Source organism: Rubrivirga marina (genome assembly GCF_002283365.1).
Taxonomy (GTDB): Bacteria; Bacteroidota; Rhodothermia; order Rhodothermales; family Rubricoccaceae; genus Rubrivirga; species Rubrivirga marina.
The window spans coordinates 1,237,649-1,255,098 of the sequence record NZ_MQWD01000001.1 but is presented as its reverse complement, the minus strand read 5'-3'; the positions used below and the strand labels follow the sequence as shown (position 1 = coordinate 1,255,098).

General features: G+C 71.3%; 14 protein-coding genes and 1 tRNA gene. 5 read left to right on the top strand and 10 right to left on the bottom strand.

The genetic code is table 11. The annotated features are described in order from the left end of the window. The first annotated feature begins 127 nt into the window (after positions 1-127). From BSZ37_RS05205 to BSZ37_RS05190, 4 genes are read left to right on the top strand one after another with little or no spacing between them, the layout of a single operon-like run. Positions 128-475, top strand: a complete 348-nt coding sequence (locus tag BSZ37_RS05205; protein ID WP_095509525.1) for an ArsR/SmtB family transcription factor — start codon at positions 128-130, stop codon at positions 473-475. Next, positions 432-1,172 carry an MIP/aquaporin family protein gene (locus tag BSZ37_RS05200; RefSeq protein ID WP_218830403.1) on the top strand — a complete coding sequence of 247 codons (741 nt, stop codon included), beginning with the start codon at positions 432-434 and terminating at the stop codon, positions 1,170-1,172. Before BSZ37_RS05205 ends, BSZ37_RS05200 begins: the two co-directional genes overlap by 44 nt. Next, complete coding sequence (locus tag BSZ37_RS05195) at positions 1,169-2,305, top strand: ArsO family NAD(P)H-dependent flavin-containing monooxygenase (protein WP_095509523.1); 1,137 nt, start codon at positions 1,169-1,171, stop codon at positions 2,303-2,305. Before BSZ37_RS05200 ends, BSZ37_RS05195 begins: the two co-directional genes overlap by 4 nt. Before the next feature lie 7 nt (positions 2,306-2,312). Then, positions 2,313-3,113, top strand: a complete 801-nt coding sequence (locus BSZ37_RS05190; protein WP_095509522.1) for a metallophosphoesterase family protein — start codon at positions 2,313-2,315, stop codon at positions 3,111-3,113. Positions 3,114-3,223: 110 nt separating this feature from the next. Here BSZ37_RS05190 and BSZ37_RS05185 read toward each other — a convergent pair whose 3' ends face one another. The 10 genes from BSZ37_RS05185 to BSZ37_RS05140 all read right to left on the bottom strand — a co-directional run bounded on the left by BSZ37_RS05185 (position 3,224) and on the right by BSZ37_RS05140 (position 16,757). Next, entirely contained in the window at positions 3,224-4,096 is an 873-nt protein-coding gene (locus tag BSZ37_RS05185) for a 5-deoxy-glucuronate isomerase (protein WP_095509521.1), read from the bottom strand. 20 nt (positions 4,097-4,116) lie between these two features. Next, the gene (kduD, locus tag BSZ37_RS05180; RefSeq protein ID WP_245838601.1) at positions 4,117-4,890 is read right to left on the bottom strand and encodes a 2-dehydro-3-deoxy-D-gluconate 5-dehydrogenase KduD; all 774 of its coding nucleotides are present in this window, start codon (positions 4,888-4,890) and stop codon (positions 4,117-4,119) included. A 3-nt stretch (positions 4,891-4,893) separates the two neighbouring features. Further along, complete coding sequence (locus BSZ37_RS05175) at positions 4,894-6,477, bottom strand: hypothetical protein (RefSeq protein ID WP_095509520.1); 1,584 nt, start codon at positions 6,475-6,477, stop codon at positions 4,894-4,896. Then, a complete protein-coding gene (locus BSZ37_RS05170; RefSeq protein ID WP_095509519.1) occupies positions 6,474-8,201 on the bottom strand; it encodes a chondroitinase-B domain-containing protein in 1,728 nt (575 codons plus the stop codon). The genes BSZ37_RS05175 and BSZ37_RS05170 overlap by 4 nt, the downstream gene beginning before the upstream one ends. After that, positions 8,202-9,614 (bottom strand): hypothetical protein, encoded by a 1,413-nt coding sequence (locus tag BSZ37_RS05165; protein WP_095509518.1) that lies wholly within the window; start codon positions 9,612-9,614, stop codon positions 8,202-8,204. 18 nt (positions 9,615-9,632) lie between these two features. Next, entirely contained in the window at positions 9,633-10,646 is a 1,014-nt protein-coding gene (locus BSZ37_RS05160; RefSeq protein WP_095509517.1) for a PorV/PorQ family protein, read from the bottom strand. 4 nt (positions 10,647-10,650) lie between these two features. Beyond that, the gene (locus BSZ37_RS05155; RefSeq protein WP_095509516.1) at positions 10,651-13,011 is read right to left on the bottom strand and encodes a T9SS type A sorting domain-containing protein; all 2,361 of its coding nucleotides are present in this window, start codon (positions 13,009-13,011) and stop codon (positions 10,651-10,653) included. 1 nt (position 13,012) lies between these two features. After that, entirely contained in the window at positions 13,013-15,886 is a 2,874-nt protein-coding gene (locus BSZ37_RS05150; protein ID WP_179299484.1) for a TonB-dependent receptor, read from the bottom strand. A gap of 527 nt (positions 15,887-16,413) precedes the next feature. After that, a tRNA-Ile gene (locus BSZ37_RS05145) sits at positions 16,414-16,486 on the bottom strand. Positions 16,487-16,547: 61 nt separating this feature from the next. Next, positions 16,548-16,757, bottom strand: a complete 210-nt coding sequence (locus BSZ37_RS05140; RefSeq protein WP_095509514.1) for a DUF5683 domain-containing protein — start codon at positions 16,755-16,757, stop codon at positions 16,548-16,550. A gap of 190 nt (positions 16,758-16,947) precedes the next feature. Between BSZ37_RS05140 and BSZ37_RS05135 the strand changes: the two genes are divergently transcribed. Beyond that, positions 16,948-17,430, top strand: coding sequence for an Lrp/AsnC family transcriptional regulator (locus BSZ37_RS05135; protein WP_218830402.1), 483 nt, complete (start codon positions 16,948-16,950; stop codon positions 17,428-17,430). The last annotated feature ends 20 nt before the right edge of the window (positions 17,431-17,450 follow it).

Below are 17,450 nucleotides of genomic sequence, written 5' to 3'. Positions count from 1 at the left end.
ACCGGCCCCTCGGGTGCCGGGCCGGCCGCTTCGGGACCGTCGCCAGCGGCGGGGAGGCTCGGGGCCGGGACCGCGGTTGCCGACCGCACGGACGATCCGTATCGTACATATACGATAATCGACTCCCATGCAGGCCAAGACCGACCTCTTCCCCCCCGACCTCGCCCGCCTCGCGGCCGCCGCGAAGGCGCTCGGTCACCCGGCGCGCCTCGCCATCCTCCAGACGCTCGCGGCCCGCGGGACGTGCGTCTGCGGCGAGCTCGTGAGCGAGCTCCCGCTCGCGCAGGCAACCGTCTCGCAGCACCTCAAGGCCCTGAAGGCGGCCGGTCTCGTCCGCGGCGAGGTCGATGGCCCGCGGTCGTGCTACTGCGTCGACGCGGACGCCCTCCGCACGCTCGCCGACGGCCTGGGCGCTTTCCTCGACCCCGTCCTTGCCGCCCTTCCTCCCGACGACGATGGCGCCGACTGCTGTTGAGGTCCCGTCCTCCCCGGCCGTCTGGCGGGCCGCGCTCGCCGAGGCGCTGGGCACGTTCGCCCTCGTGTTCGCCGGGTGCGGGGCCGTCGTCGTCGAGGCGCAGACCGGCGCGCTCGGGCACGTCGGCGTCGCGCTCACGTTCGGGCTCGTCGTGATGGCAGCGATCTACGCCGTCGGCGAGGTCTCGGGCGCCCACATCAACCCGGCCGTGACCGTCGCCTTCTGGGCGTCGGGCCGGTTCCCCGGTGGGCGCGTCGTTCCGTACGCGCTCGCGCAGATCGGTGGGGCGCTCGTCGCGGCCGGGCTCTTGCGGGCGCTCTTCCCCGAGGCCGCGACGCTCGGGCAGACGGTCCCGGCCGGGACCGCGCTCCAGAGCCTCGGGCTCGAGGCCGTCCTCACGTTCCTCCTGATGTTCGTCATCCTCGGCGTCGCCGTCGGGGCGAAGGAGGTCGGGCTACTGGCGGGGGTCGCCATCGGGGGGAGCGTCGCGTTCGAGGCGCTGATGGGCGGGCCCGTCTCGGGGGCCTCCATGAACCCGGCTCGATCGCTCGGGCCCGCGCTCGTGTCGGGCGACTTGGGGGCGCTCTGGGTCTACCTCGTCGGCCCGACGCTCGGGGCGCTCGTGGCCGTCCCCGCCTACCGCGCCGTCTACGGTGACCGCGCGCCGCATCCGCTCACCCGTCCGCTCGTCCGATGACGCCCGCCCACTCGCTCGCCCCCGGCGAAGGGCTCCCGTTCGCCGAGCGCGACGTCGCCGTGGTCGGCGGGGGGCAGGCCGCGCTCGCCGTCGGCTACCACCTCGCCCGCGAGCTCCGAAAAACGGACGCGACGGTCGCCTTCTTCGACGACCGGGCGGGCCCGGGCGGCGCGTGGCGCGGGACGTGGGACTCGCTCCGGCTCTTCTCGCCCGCCGAGTGGTCGTCGCTGCCGGGCTACCTCCTCCCCCGCCACCTCGGCGACGCCGATCCCGAGGCGGCCGAGGCCCCGCACCGCGACGACGTCCTCGGCTACTTCGCCGCGTACGAGGCCCGCTACGAGCTCCCCGTCTGGCGGCCCGTCCGCGTAACGGCGGTCCGACGCGACGGCGACCGTCTCCGCGTCGAGACCGACCGGGGCGACGTGCGGGCCCGCGCCGTCGTCGCCGCGACGGGGACGGCGTCCCGCCCGGTCGTCCCCGACGTGCCGGGGCGCGAGGCGTTCGGCGGCGTCCAGATCCATTCGGGCGCGTACCGCTCGGCAGAGCCGTTCGCGGGACAGCGGGTGCTCGTCGTCGGCGGCGGCAACTCGGGCGCGCAGATCCTGGCCGAGGTCTCCGCCGTGGCGGACGCGTCGTGGGCCGTCGAAACGACGCCCCGCTTCCTCCCGGCCGACGTCGACGGCCGCGTCCTGTTCGACGCGGCGACGGCGCGGTACCACGCCCTGAAGAGCGGCGAGGACCCCGGTCGGCCGTACGGGCTCGGCGACGTCGTGCAGGTGCCCTCGGTGCGCGCAGCCAAGGAGGCCGGCCGGCTCGACGACCTCCGCCCGCCCATCGCCCGGCTCACCGCCGCGGGCGTCGTCTGGCCCGACGGCACCGAGGAGTCCGTCGACGTCGTGATCTGGTGCACCGGCTTCCGCCCCGCACTCGAGTTCCTCGCCCCGCTCGGCGTGATTGATGACGCGGGCCGAGTCACCGTCGAGGCCACGCGGTCGGTGGCCGAGCCGCGGCTGTGGCTCGTCGGTTACGGGTCGTGGACCGGGTTCGCCTCGGCTACGCTCGTCGGCGTCGGCCGCTCGGCGCGGGTGACAGCCCGCGAGGTCATTCAGTCCCTCTCTTTCCCCACCTCCTGACATCGCCATGCCGACAACGCTCGCCGTCTTCTCCGACGTCCACGCCAACCTGCCGGCCCTCGAGGCCGTCCTCGCCGACCTCGACATCCGGCTCGGCCGCGGCGAGGTCGACGCCGTCTACTGCCTCGGCGACCTCGTCGGCTACGCGACGTGGCCGAACGAGGTGGTCGCGGCCGTCCGCCAGCGCGGCATCCCGACGATCGCCGGCAACTACGACGAGGGCGTCGGACTGGCGAGCGACGACTGCGGCTGCGCCTACCCCACCGACGAGGAGAGGGCGCGCGGCGACGAGTCGATCGCCTACACGAACGGCGTCGTGACCGAGGCGACGCGGCGGTACCTCCGGGGCCTCCCGCGCCACCTCCGCCTCACGCTCGCCGCGCCCCGCCGGCCCGACGCCGCGCCCGTCGAGGTGCTCATGGTCCACGGCAGCCCGCGCCGGACCAACGAGTACTTGTTCGAGGACCGCCCGGACCGGAGCGTCGTCCGGATGATGGGAGCGGCCGGCGCCGACGTGATGCTGTTCGGCCACACGCACAAGCCCTACCACAAGGTGCTCGAGGTCGAGGCGGACGGCGAGACCGTCTACCGCCACGCCGTCAACACGGGCTCGGTCGGCAAGCCAAAGGACGGCGACCCGCGGGCGGGCTACGTACTCCTCACGCTCGACCCCGAGCGGCCGACGTCGGACCCGGGCTACTGCGCCGTCGAGTTCGTCCGGGTGGCCTACGACGTGGAGCGGGCCGCGCAGGCCGTCGAGGCGAGCCCGCTCCCGGACGCGTTCGCGCGGATGCTCCGCGACGCCTGAGCCGATCCACGCGGGCGCGACGGCTGCGCACCCGCGGCGTAGACGGGCCCGAGGGCCCGGTCGTCCCCCGCCTCGGGGCCTCCGTGGCCGCGCCGAGGCGGACGACGACGCTACGACTCGTCCTCGTAGCCCGGCCGCTTGAGGATGGCCGCCCAGTCGCGCGCCCCTTCCTTGACAGACGCCAGGCACCACGTGAACGAGAAGTCGACGGTCGGCGGCGCGATCGTGTCGTGGAACGACGGCGTCACGTTGATGGCCTGGTCGTCGAAGACATGGACGTAGGTGTTGACGTCCTCGCCCGGTCGCGACACGTTCTGGAGCACGAACGCCCGCTCCTCGGGGACCCGCGACGACACGCGAAAAACGTAGATCTCCTCCTTGGCGTCGTCGCCGAGCCCGCCCGGACCGTCGGGACCGTGGAAGTGGGGCGGGTAGCTGCCGACGCTCCCCGGTTTCTCGAGGTACGTCACCCCGAAGAGGAGCCGGCAGGCGTCGACGTTCTGGTCGATCAGCTTGTAGACCGTCCGCGTCGTCTTGTTGTCGGGGTTGCCGGTGTGGAAGGCGAGGTCCGTCCCTTCGATGTCGGCGAGTTGGACGCGCTGGGCCGGGTACTTCGTCGAGCACTGCGGCGCGCGGAACTCGCTGACGTCCGCCGTCCCGGAGAGCGTGACGGTCTCGCCGAGCCCAACGTAGAGCATCCCGTCTTTCTCGACGCGGTGCGTCTCGCCGCCGACGGTGAGCTCGGCCGTCCCGTCGTTGACGAAGAAGCAGGCCTCCTCGTCGTCAGCGAGCGTGACGGTCTGGGAGGCGCCATCGAGGGAGATGCGGGCGAAGCGGAGAAAGTCGAGCGACGAGTTGTCGGCGGTGCAGACCTCGACGCGGGCGCCCGCCTCTGGGCTCGCGTCGAAGAGCTCGACCTCGCGGATCTCGCCGGTCTGGGGGAGGACGGCGCGGCCGGTCAGGCGGCGGTCGGTGTCGGACATGGGTCGGAGGATCGGAGGGGTTAACGGGCCATCCAGCCGCCGTCGACCACGAGGACGTGGCCGTTGACGTAGTCGGAGGCGGGCGAGGCGAGGAAGACGGCGGCCCCGCCGAGGTCGGCCGGGTCGCCCCAGCGGCCGGCGGGGATCCGCTCGAGGATCTGGCGGCTCCGGGTCTCGTCGTCCTGGAGCGCCTGGGTGTTGTCGGTGGCGATGTAGCCCGGCGCGATGGCGTTGACCGTCACGCCGCTCGGCGCCCACTCGTTGGCGAGCGCCTTCGTGAGCCCGGCCACGCCGTGCTTGGAGGCGGTGTAGGCCGGGACCGTCACGCCGCCCTGGAAGCTGAGCAGCGACGCGACGTTGAGGATCTTGCCGCGGCCCCGCGCCAGCATCGGCTCGGCGACCCGCTGCGACAGCCGGAACACGGCCGTGAGGTTCGTCTGCACGACGTGCTCCCAGTCGCCGAGCGGGAACGACTCGGCGGGGTGGCGGCGGATCGTGCCCGCGTTGTTGACCAGGACGTCGACCTCGCCCGCGAGCTCGAACGCGGCGTCGGCGAGGCGGTCGGGGCCGTCAGGCGACGAGAGATCGGCCTCGACCTGCCAGGCCCGCCGGCCCTCCTGGCGGACCGCCTCGGCGGTCTCGTCGGTCCCGCTCCGGCGCGTGCTCGCGCAGACGACGTCGGCGCCGGCCCCGGCGAGGGCGACGGCGAGGGCCCGGCCGATCCCGCGGCTCGCGCCGGTCACCATGGCCGTCGTACCAGCGAGCGAGAACATCGAGAGGGCGTCCGGCGACATGGGCTAGCGGCGCGCGAGGCGCCGGTGAAGTTGGTGGGCGTAGAGGGACCGGACCCCGAGGCCCGGCCGGTTCGTCCCCTCGACGACGGCGCCGGGGTAGTCGATCTCGACCGGCACGTTGGCCGTGAGCCCGACGACGTGCGCGCGGCTGGAGTCCCGCACGCCGCCGAGGTGGACGGGCGCGGCGAAGGCCTCGGGCCGCTCGACCGTCAGGCGGACGTTCCAGAACGTGACGCCGACGCCGTGCGCCGGTCCCCAGTAGCCCGCGCCGCCGTGCGTGAACAAGCGGAGCTCGTCGCTGGGCTCGACGGCGTCGAGGTCGTCGTAGAGGTTCGTGTGGTTGGCCCCGCGGTGCCGGTCGAGTTGCGGGCTCACCACGCGGCCGCCGGTGATCACGCTCTGCCGCGCGCCCGTGTTGAACGAGACCGGGTGGTGCGCCCACGTCGTCGTCTCGAAGTCGGTGAGGAGGACGCGCTCGACGTCGCCGAGGTGGACGCCGTAGTGGGCGTCCCGGCCCTCGACGGTGATCCCGGCGAGGGTCACGTTGGCGACGCGGTCGCTCAGGATCCCGCTGTCGGCGTTCACGAACGCCACGTCGCGGACCCAGCCGTGCCGGAGGTCGGTGAGGTAGATCGCGTTGTAGCCGGCCTCCTGGTGGTGGCCAGGGTAGGGGACATCCGGGAAAACGATCCGGATCCCTTCGATCCCGACGTCCCGCAACCGGGGCTCGGGCGCGAGGACGGCGCTCCACTCGGGGCGGAGGTCGTGGAGGAGGGGCTCGCGGACGGTCACGGCGTCGCCGTCGACGGACGCGACGGTCACCTCCTGCGTGACGAGCGGCGCATCCGGGGACTCCCAGAGGCGATCGCCGTCCAGGCCCGTCGCCATGCCGTAGAGGTGCTGGAGGAGCGGGCTGTCTGGCCCCGCGCGGTTGACCCATGCGAACCGGAGCACGTCGCCCGCACGGATCGCCGAGGCGTCGTCGACGGTGACCGTGTGCGCTCCCCGCACCCCGCCGACGACGGCCGCCAGTGGCTCGGGGACGGGGGCCGCTTTGGGCGCCCGCGTCCAGATCACACCGCCGGTCCAAGAGTATGGGCTAAAGAACTCGCCCGTCGGCACCGTCTTGTCGTTGGCGACGAGGTAGGCGTCCAAGTCGGCCAGCACGGGCGGCTGGTCCATCTCGCGCATGGGAACGGGGATGGACAGGACGGTCCCCCCGTCCCCGCTCCCCGCCCCGCGCAGCACGAGCGAGTCGCGCTCGATGAAGAGGAGGTTCCGGAGCTCGACCTTGCCCGCGGGCAGCTCCACCACGGCCCAGCCCTCGACCCTGCCCGCCTCGGCGACGGCGGCGCGGAGGGCGGCCGTGTCGTCGCGCCCGTCGTCCGGGACGACGCCGTGGTCGGTCGCGCGGACGACGGTAGCCCCGGGCGTCGGGACCGGCTCCTCGCCCCACCGGTAGCCCGCGAACGAGTAGTCCGGGAGGACGCCCGAGGCGAGGGCCGCCGGCGTCCACTCCACGTCCTGTGCGACGGCGGGGGCGCCCACCACGAGCGCCAACGCGACGAACAGGACCGCTCGAATCACCGGGCCAGGGTCACGAGGCGGTAGTCCAGCCGCCCCTCGGCTTCGAGCACGACGAGGTAAGTCCCGGTCGGGAGCGCGGTACCGTCGAGGATGAACTCCGTCATCCCCGCGGGGAACGTCCCATCGAGCACGCGCTGAACCTCCCGTCCGGCGATGTCGAACAGACGGACCCGCGCAGGGCCAGGCCGGTCCAGCGTAAACGCGAGGACGGTCGTGCTGTCGAACGGGTTGGGGAAGTTGGGCGCGAGCCGCGACTCGGGGCGCTCCGGACGCTCCTCGGTGGCGGTCTGGACGGGGTAGCTCGGCCCCACGTCCGCCGCCGAGAGCGGGCCGCGCGTCCGGGGGTCGGCCGAAACCTCGTCGGCGCCGACGTCGGGCACCGCTCGGGCCTGGCCGTCCATGTCGGCGTCGGGCGCGAAGGCGGCCACGGCGGCGTCGAGGAGCGGGCTCGTGGCCGACGGCCGGAAGAGGCCGCCGTCGCCCTCCTCGAGTTCGGGGTCGACGAAGGTCACCCCCTCGGGGAAGTCGTCCGGGCGTCCGAAAAACACGTTGCCCGACCAGTTCGACGTCCCGACAGGCTCGAGGTCGACCTCGAGGATCGGCGCGCTCAGCCGCGTCTGGACCGCGTTGTCGACGACGGTGATGTCCTCGGGCGGGAGCGACTGGTCGCTGCTGTTGCCGACGCCGATCACGAACGTCCGGTCCGTGTCGACGAACGTGTTGTGGGCCACGACGGGGCGCTTGACCTGGAAGTAGCGGTTGAGCGGCGAGTTCGGGACGCCCTGCACCATCGAGAGCGCGGCCGAGTAGCCGGTCCCCCGTAGCCCCATGAAGTAGTTGTTCACCACGCGGTGGTCCTCGCCGATGATCCGGACGCCGCCCGTCCCGGACACCCCCTCGCCGAGGAAGAAGTTGCCCTCGACCGTGGCTCGGTTGCCGTGACGGAGCGTGAGCGTGGCACGGACGCGCCGGAAGGTGTTGCTCCGGAAAACGTTCCCGCCCGACTTGTTCGAGATCACCTCGATCTCGCCGTTCGTCTCCGTGAACAGGTTCCGCTCGACGACCACGTTCGCGTCCTGCATCGACCGGCTGCTCGTCCCGATCCGGATCGTCTCGGCCCCGTTGTCACCGAACTCCGGGCGCGGCCCGAAGTGGTTGTGATCGATCCGGTGCGCCGGCGGGGCGTCGTTGGGCGGGTCGCGGAGCCACACCACCAGGAGCGCGCCCTCGTTCGTCTTGCCCGTGAAGGCGCAGTGGTCGACGCGGTTGAACCGGCCGTAGACCGAGACCCACTTGTACTCCGTCCGCACGTTCGCCGGGTTGTAGTCGACGATCGTGCAGTTGGTGAGCCGGCTGTGGTTGGCGAGGTCGCTGGAGGAGCGCCGGAACTGGATCACGGGCGTCCCGTCGGGCAGCGCGCCGCCCTCGAAGCGGAGGCCGTCCACCTTGAGGTAGTCCCCGCCGATCGACAGGTTGGAGGACCCGGTGAGGACCACCCCGCCCGGCGTCTCGGCCCGGAGCGTGATCGAGTCGCCCGGTACCCCGTCGGCGTCGAAGTTGATGGGCGTGTCGGTCCACGTCCCGTTCGCCATCGTGATGGTGTCGCCGGGCTGGGCGGCCCGGACCGCCGCGCCGAGCTCGGCGGCCGTCGTGACGTAGCGGTCGGCCTGCGCGTGCGCGGTGACCGCGAGGGCCGCTGAGGCCAAGAGGACGAGACGGCGCATTTAGCGGGCGAAGGGGAGGGCGTAGGCCGCCTCGAACAGGACGGCATGGGTCGTGAGCGAGTTGTCGTTGCCGTTCGAGAGCCAGAGGTCCTCGTAGCGAAGGCTGGAGAGCTCGTAGGTCACGTCGAGCGCGAGGGGCCCGAACGAGAGCCCAAGGCCGGCCCCGAACACGTCGGCGCGGGCGGGCTCGTCGAGGAGCGCGGCGCCGGCGGGCGCGAAGGCCTGGGCCTGCTCGCGGTAACCGCCCCGCAGCGCCAGCCAGTCCAGCGCTCGGTACTCGGCCCCGAGGTGGACCGTGCTCCCGCTCACCCACGGCTGGTCCGCTTCCGTGGAGTCGGCGTAGAGGACCTCGGCGCTCCCGAGCGCCCGGAGGTCGACGTCGGCGGCGAGGGTCACGCGGTCGCTCGGCCGCACGGCCGCGCCGACGGTGAACGCCGGCGCGAACCGGACCTCGTCGGTTCCGGCCGTCCCGTCACTGTGCGACCAGTCTCGCGAGAGCGTGTAGCCCGGCTGCCAGACGGCGTCGACCGACAGCGCCCCCGTCTCGTACCCTCCCGCGACAGCGATCCGCGTCCCCGAGTAGTCCGAGGTACCGGTGGTCGTCGTCTCGCCGCCGGTCGGCGCGGCGAGGCTGAAGCGGTTCTGGTAGCGGAGCGTGAACTCGCCCCGGTCGCGCGTCCGCTCGGTGTCGTCGGAGGAGCCCGTGAGGACCGTCGCCGAGAGGCCGAGCGAGAACGGGCCGCGCGCGAGGGCCAAGGCCGGCGTGATCCCGTAGACCGCCCCCTCCCGCTGGCGGCTGAACTGGGCCCACCCCACCATGAGCGAGTCGCCGTCCTGGACGCGCGGGATCGGCGCCGGGCGGATGTCCCCGATGTTGGGGTCGAGCGCGTTGTTGTTCTGGAAGTAGTGGTCGAGGTCGGCGACCTGCGCCGCCCCGAGGCCGGCCGTCACGGCGACGCCGCCGGGCGCGAACGGGAGGGGGACCGCCGCCGAGCCCAGCGTCGGGCGGGCGGACGAGAGGTCGGTCTCCCAGTCAGGCGTGATGTCGTCGAAGGCCCGCGTGGGGTTCGGCGACGTCGGGTCGTTCTCGAAGATGAGGCTCAGCTCGAGGTAGAGCCGGTTGGGCACCCACGTCTGGTCCTGGCTCAGGGACTGGGCGACGGCGCCGCCGCCGAGGCGGACCTCCGCCTCGGTGAGGCGGTGGAGGGCGGCGGGGTTCGAGAACAACGCGGCCGACGTCGAGAGCCCGCTGGCGCGGACGCCGCCCATCGCGCGGGCGCGGGCGCCCACGGCCGCCTGGTGGTCGAGGCCCTGGACGGTCAGCGGCGCGGCGGCGTCCTGAGCCGAGGCGGCGCCGGGGACGAGCGTCAGCGCGGCGAGGGCGAGGAGGGCGAGGGTCGTGCGGAGCAGCATAGGAGGCAGAGACACGGGCTAGCGGATCGTCGCGCCCACGGTGAGCCGGTGGACCGAGCCGAGGAAGTCGCCCATGCTCCCGTAGCTGTAGTCGACGCCGAGGCGGGCGCCGCTGAGGTCGGCGTTGAGCCCGGCCCCGAACGTGAGCCCCTCGGTGTCGTAGTTCATCTTGTAGCCCGACCGGAGCGAGACCACCTCGGCGAACGAGTATTCCAGCCCGACGTGCATCTGCTGGTCGTAGTCGTTGGGCTGGTGGAGGTCGTAGGCGACCGTCAGCCGGTTCTGCGGGTCCTGACGGACCATCCCGTTCGGCCCGACGAGGTCGCCGGTCGCCCCTAGGCGGAAGGTCAGCGGGGCCGCGAACCGCTCCTCGACGAAGGCCACCTCCGGCCCGAAGTTCTGGACCGCCATCGCGATGTCGAGCGACCGGAACCCGGTCTGGTACTGGATCCCGAAGTCGAACAGGACCGCCCCGGCCGCCGTGTTCACGCCGCCGGCGAAGGCGCCGTCGTAGAGCGACTCGCGGACGTACTTGGCCGTGATCCCGGTCGAGAACCGGTCGGTCAGGCTTCGGGCGTACGTGACGCCCGCGGCGAAGGCCGACGGGCTGTACGACGAGCCCGTCAGCCCGGGGTTGTAGGTCCCGTCCGCGTTGAACCCGAGCTGGTCGGTCCGCGTCTCCGCGATGTCGCCGTAGTCGACGGCTTGGAGCTGGATTCCGACCTGCCCGAAGCCGCCCAGCGACGTGGCGTAGCCGGCCGACGAGATCCGCGTGTCGACGAGGTAGGGGATGTGCGTCGCCGTGAGCGCGTGGCCCGTCGTGTGGGCGACGCCGGCCGGGTTCCAGAACAGGGCCTCGGCGCCCTGCGCGAGGCTCCCGTAGGCGTCGCCCATGGCCGTCGCGCGAGCCGTCGGCATGACCTTGAGGAACTGGAACGACGTCGTGCCAACCTTCTGGGCGTGGGCCGGGCCTGACGCCGCGACGAGCGCGGCGAGGGCGACGAGCCGGAGGAGGCTTCGTGGGGCGGTCATGGGACTAGCGGATGATGACGAACTTGCCCTGCGTCGACTCGCCCTCTGGCGTCGTCACGACGTAGAAGTAGACCCCCGAGGCGAGGCGCTGGTTGTTGCGCGTCTCCTGGAGGTAGGCCACGGAGTACGTCGGGCTGTCGTGCTCGATGGTCTCGACGAGCTGGCCGGCGAACGAGTAGATCCGGATCGTGGCCCGGGCCGGGAGGCCGTAGAACCCGATCCGCAGCGACGAGTCGCTGGCGCCTCCGAACCCGGAGCTCACGACGAACGGGTTCGGGACCACGTGGACGTCGCCGAGCTGGGCGACGGCGCCGAGCTGGGTCTCGAACTCGGTCACGTTCGTCCGCCCGCTCGTCCGGCCGTTCTCGTCGACCGAGACGATGGAGTAGTAGAACGTCTCCCCCACCGTCGGCTCGGGGTCGAGCACGACGTAGTCGCCGTCCGGGACGAAGCTGTACTCGCCATTGTGGACGAACGAGGCGTCGTCGGGCCGGACCTCGGCGATCGTCTCCCAGGGGCCGGCCGGGTGCGTGCTCCGCGAGACCCGGTAGTGGTCGAACTGGCCCTGGAGCCGGGGCGCGCTGAAGCTCTCGACCGCGTTCGACCAGTAGAGCACGTTCTGGGCCCGCTCGTCGCTCGCCACGTTGAGCGCGGGGGCCGGGACGGGGATCGGGAGCTCGTAGACGCCCGCCTCGGGGTTGAGCTCGGGCCGGTTGTACTCGGGCGCCGAGAACGCCTCGCCGGTGTAGGCCTCGTACGCCTTGTCCGCGACCTCGCGGATCGTCACCACGTCCGAGTTGACGTAGTCCGGGAGCGCGTACTCCGAGAGGTACGGGCTCCCGTGGCGTTTGATGACGGTCCCCTCGTCGGTGCCCGGCCCGTAGGGGAAGATGCTCGGGAAGACCGGGTTGCCCCCGTAGCGGACGGTGTCGGCGTAGCTCGCGATCGGGAAGAACCCCCGGCTGCCGTCCTCACCGCAGTCCTCGCCGCACGAGCCGCCCCAGTCGACGAGGTAGTCGTCCTGCTCGGGGCTCGTCCGCTCGCCGGGCGGGAGGTAGGCCTGCTCCTGCCGGACGGCCCCGAACCCGATGACCTCCGCGAGGGCAAACCGCGCCGTCTCGCCGATCTCGAAGCGGTACGGCCCGAAGACCGTGATCCGACCGGTCGCCCACCGCGTCTGGCGGAAGTTGTAGCGGCCCGCGCCGACCCAGTAGTCTAGGAAGTGCTGGTAGATGTCGCTCTCCTCACCCTGTTCCGGTGGGATGACCGAGCCCTCTCGGAGCGGCGCGTTCTTCCGCGTGTCGACGCGGAGGTAGGCCTCGAGCTTCGAGGCGCGCATGTTGCTCGTCTCCTGCCGGATGAACCACGGCTGCTTGATCTTGACGCCGCCCCCGTACTCCTGCGTCCACACGATGGCCGAGTCGCCCTGGGCGACGTCGGCGAGCGTCCCGCTGTCCTGCGTCGCGAGGTGCTCCGTGTCGAAGTGGAGCATTATGTAGCCCGGCGTCCCTGGCGCGTTGAGGCCGCCGCCGTTCTGGCCCGTCCGTCCCCACTCGTCGTAGTAGACCGGGTCCGGGAGGCCCGTCTGGTGGTACGTGTAGTTGAGGAACCGGAGCGGGTCGAACCGGCCGCGCTGGTCGTTGTCCTGGTACTCGTCGTCGGTCCAGGCGCCGTAGGTGCGGAGGTTGCCGAAGAGGTTCGGCGCGAGCCCGTACGCGAACGCGATCGTGACGTCGGTGATGGGCTGGTCCGTGTCCGGGATCGTGTCTCCGTCGCGGTCGCCGGTGTACTCGAACTCGTACTCGTAGACGATGAGGTCGTCGTAGTCGGGGTAGCTCCAGGCCCGGCTCGTCCGCGTGACTGTGATCCCGACCGGCGTCGCCCACGAGGAGGTGATGATCTCCTCGGCCTCGTTCGGGTCGTAGCTCGGGTTGAGCGACCCGTCGTCGAGCACCGGGTAGTTCTCTGTCCGCGTGATCGTGAGCGGGTACGACCACCGCCCGACCGTCACGTCCGGCTGCGAGGCCCCGACGCCCCCGCTGAGCGCGTGGACGCGCTCGGTCGAATCGGGGAGTTGGGCCGAGATGTAGACGCCGCCGCCGTTCGTGTAGTGCTTCCCGTCGTAGTTGATGTCGTCGACGGTCACGGCCGAGTTGCCGGGCCACTCCATCATGGGCACGTCGGTCGCATTGCCGCCGCCGCCCTGGTGGTAGGCCCGGCCGATCTCGCCGGTGTTGAAGACGGTCTCGTGGAGCATGCCCCGCGAGTGGATCTCGAACCGGCGCTGGGCCTCGGCGGGGAGCGCGGCGGCCAGCCCGACGAGGGCCAGGAGGGCCAGGCGCGCGTGGGGTCGGAGGGCGGTCATCTTAGAGGTCGACGGAGAGGCCGAGGAAGAGCGAGCGGGGCGCGTTGCTGTAGATCCGGAACACCTGGTTCGCCTCGTAGGGGAAGCTGTCGCCGAGGTAGAGCGCGAGGGCCTCGTCGGGGTCGTCGGTAAACCCGTCCGGCGTGAGGTCGGAGGGGTTCACGGCGAAGTCGTAGGCCCGGAGGTTCCGGACGTCCCGGAAGACGCGGTTGTAGTCGTAGGTCCGCTGGTTGAACAGGTTGGCCACCTCGACGAAAAGGGAGCCCTCGGCGCCGGAGGCGAGCCGGAACGGTCGCGTCACCTTCAGGCTCGTCTCGTACTCCATCGGCGCGCGGGCGTCGGCGACGAGCACGTCCTGCCCGGCCGCGAACGACGTGTACGGCCGGCCGGAGCGGGCGCGCGTGCGGACCGACCCGGTCCACCGCCCGAGCGGGCGGACCCCGGCGACCTGCGGCCCGAGGTCGCGCGGCGTCGTGGCCGTGAGCTGGACGATCAGGTTGTGCGTCCGGTCGAAGTCGAGGAGGATGTCGTTGAGCCCGATCCCGGCTCGCTCCTCGTCCACCTCCCCGTCGAGGTCGCGGATAAACTGCGGCGGGGCGTCCTCGGCACTCGACGTCTTGCCCGTGGCCACCTCGTACCGGTAGCGGACCGACCCACGGACGGCCCCGCGCCGCCGCTGGAGCGAGACGCGGAAGCCGCGGATGTCGGCGTAGTCCCGGTTGACGTACGTCTGGTACGGGATGTCGACGCTCTCGCTGAAGAACGCGAGCTGGACGAGGTTGCGGACATCCTTGTAGTAGCCCGAGACGTCGAGCGCGAACCCTCCCGGGAGCCCCTGGGCCACGCCGACCTCGTACATCTTGGTCTCCTCCGGCTCGAGCTCGGGATTGCCGAGCTGGATGACGGCGAGCTCGTTCGACCGCTGGATCCGGCTCACGAGCGACCGCTCGAACGGCGGCCGCTGGAGGAACGCCCCGTAGTTGAGGTGGAAGACCGTGTTGACCGAGATCGGGAACGACGCGCCGAGCCGAGGCTGGAGCCGGGCGATCCACGACGACCGCTCGGTCGCTGCGAGGTCCGGGTCGCGCTCGGCGTTGTCGCCGACGGCCGGCTGCGTCGGGTCGAAGTTGGGGTTCGCGTACGGGTTGTACCGGTCCGAGAAGTACTCCGTGTTGAGGTTGTAGGCGTCGAACCGGAGGCCGAGCCGGGCGATGAGCCCCTCGTACTCGACCTTGTCCTCGACGAACGCCCCGATCTCGAACGGCGTCACGCTGAACGTCTCGTCCTGGGCGTCGGACGGGCTCGAGAGGTTGAGCCGGTTGTCGACGTCGAGGTGGTAGAGCCGGCCCTGGATACCGCCCTTGAGGAGGTGGTTGCTCGTGACCTGTTCGTTGTAGGTCGCCTCGAGGGAGTACGTCGTCGAGCGCTCGTTGCGGAAGTCGTTCTCCATGTACCCGACGCGGAACTGGTCGGGCGTGTTGAAGAAGCGCCAGACGCCGAGGTCCGAGGCGTCCTCGCGGAACCGGCTCGGGTCGAGGACGGCGGCCCCCGACTCGTAGTCGTTCTGGAGGACGCTGAGCGTGAGGTCGGCGAACCGCCGCTCGTCCGGGACGACGGCGAGGCGGGCCGAGCCGCCGAGCGTGACCTGGTCGAACGCGGCGAAGCCGCGCTCGCGGTCCCAGAGGTACTGCCAGAAGCTGCTCGTGTAGTCGAACCCGCGGACGCGGTTGAACGCCCCGGCGAGCTGGAGCGACGAGCCGCCGCCGAGCGCGACGCGAGCGCTCCCGAGGAGCTGGCGCGTCCGCTCGGGCTCGTTCGTCGGCAGCTCGTACCACTCGTCGGCGAACCGGGCCCCAACAAAGGCCCGGACGCGGTCGGACACCGGGCCCCCGACAGAAAGGTCCAGCTGGGTGTCCCACCGGTCGTTGTACTCCATGCCGAGGTCCTCGCGGGCCTGCGACCAAACGGCCTGGGCGATCTGAGCCGCCCGGAGGCTGTCCGCGGCCGTCTCCAGGCCGTACGCGCTGCAGAAGCTGAGACCGATCGAGCACGAGTAGAGCCCCTCGCCGCTGTCGCCGCCCCACTCCTCGACCGTGTCGAAGGCCAGGAGGTACGGGTTGTTCTCCAGGCTGAACACGCTCCCCCCGAAGTGCTTGTAGCCCGGGGCCCGCACGCGGAGGTTCCCCGATCCGTCCCACCGCTCGAACCCGCCGGACCGGAGGGCCATGTTGACCACGCCGCTCTGGGCGTTCCCGTACTGCGAGGGGAACCCGCCGGTGATGACCTCGACCTCCTCAAGCGCGTTCGCGATGGGGTCGAACGACCGCTCGCCCGTGAACGGGTTGACGATGTTGATCCCGTTGAGGAGGTAGAGCTCCTCGCCCGTTCGTCCCCCTCGGAAGTGGCCGTCGGTCGCCTCGACCGTCAGCCCGATGACGTCGGTCAGCGAGTACACGCCCGGCGCCTCACTCACCTCGCGCGGGCGGATGATCTCACTCGAAGCCGTCCGCTCCGGTTCGATCTCGGGCCGCTCAGCGGTCACCACCAGCTCGCCCCCGACCGTGAGATCCTCCTCGGCCAAGACGAAGTCGACCTCCGTCGTCCGGTCGTTGTTCACGACGACGCCCTCCTGCAGGACGGTCTGGTACCCGATGAATGAGGCGCGGAGGTCGTAGGTCCCGGGCGGGACGTTGAGGATGACGTAGGTCCCGTCCAAATCGCTCGACGCCCCCAGCGTGCTCCCCACGACGAGCACGTTGACGCCGGGGATAGGCACGCCGTCGGAGTCGGCGATCGTGCCGCCGATCTTGCCCGTCTGGGCATGGACTCCGCTAGCGAGAACGAGGGCGAGGACGCCGGTCCAGAATCGTAGCATGAGGGGGGAAGCGCTTCCGGGATGACAACGTACCTGTAACATGTCATACAAGTCAAGCCGGCCGCCGCATTATGCCCCTCTCGGAGACTCCGCCGACGCTGCGTTGGCGGTGCTGTGAGTCCGGCATTGCGGAGCGCCTAGCCTTCCCGGCCCCCAGAAACCGCCTCCGTGATCTCTTCTAGTGGCACTGAGCTCGTGACAGCGACTATCGTGATCACTCCGGGGTACTTGCCTTCACACTGACGGTGTACGCAGTCTGCCATACACGCTGGGATCCAGCGTTTCGCCCCCCGGCCGTCGGTGGATTAAGTCGGCCCGGCGAGCAAGGGTGATCGTTTCGCCTGGAGCCTCTGAAGCACCGTTATCGACCGTGGGCTCTAAACGACGAGGCTGTGTCCAACTCCTCGGAATCGGCGGGCCGCAGCGCTGATGTCTAGCTGGGGTCGCGATGCATAGCGATTGCTGGACCTATGTTGGACCCATGAGCAGAAAACCCCTGTCTCCCAACAAGATGGAGACAGGGGCGGTGGGCCCGGCAGGATTTGAACCTGCAACCGTCCGGTTATGAGCCGGCTGCACTAACCGTTGTGCTACGAGCCCGGCCTCCAAAGCTAGCCCCGCCGGGGTCCCCCTCGGCGCCGAGGCGGGCAGGGCTGTCGGATCAAGCGCCCGTCGGGTGGCGCTGGGCGAACCGGAAGGCCGTCCACGCCGAGATCACGTGGGCCACCCAGCCGAAGAACCCGCCGGTGCCGATCCACAGGCCGGGCGTGACGACGAACCAGAAGACGCCGCGCCAGAAGGTGCCGTTGTAGAGCTGGCCGAGGCCGGGAAGGAGGAAGCTGAGGACGGCGGCCGTGCCGGGGTTCTTCATGGGTCTGGAGGGTGGGGGTAGCGCCGTACGTGCCGCGTCCCCAAACGGGTTACGTCGGCGCTGACGGAGAGAAAGCGCTTCCGAGCATGAAGTCTCAGCCTGACGTAAAAAAATGAGGCTACGATCTGGAAAGCGGCCGAAGCCTTGGGGTAGGTTCCTCCAGCGCCCCCAATTCCTACGGACCCCACTCGTGGACAAGATCGACGCCATCGACGCCCAAATCCTCGACCTCCTCCAGCGCGAGGGCCGGATCAAACGGAAGGACATCGCCGAGGCCGTCGGCCTCTCGATCCCGTCCGTCTCCGACCGGATGCGGAAGCTCGAGGCCCGCGGCGTCCTCACTGGCTTCCACGGGACCGTCGATGCCAAGCGGCTCGGCCACGACGTCATGGCCTTCGTGTTCGTCCAGTCGACCGGGAGCGAGCACTACGGCGAGTTCGTCAAGACCGTCACGGCGCTCGACGAGGTCCAGGAGCTCCACTCGGTCACCGGCGACGGCTCGCACGTCCTGAAGGTTCGTGTCCGGACGACGACGGCGCTCGAGCGGCTCCTCGCCACGATCCAGGCCGTCCCCGGCGTCCGCGGCACGCGGACGAGCCTCGTCCTGACGACCCACAAGGAGACGGCCTACCTCCGCGCCGAGCCCATGACGCTCCCGCCCCTCGACGACTAGCCGGCGCCTCCGCCCCGCCC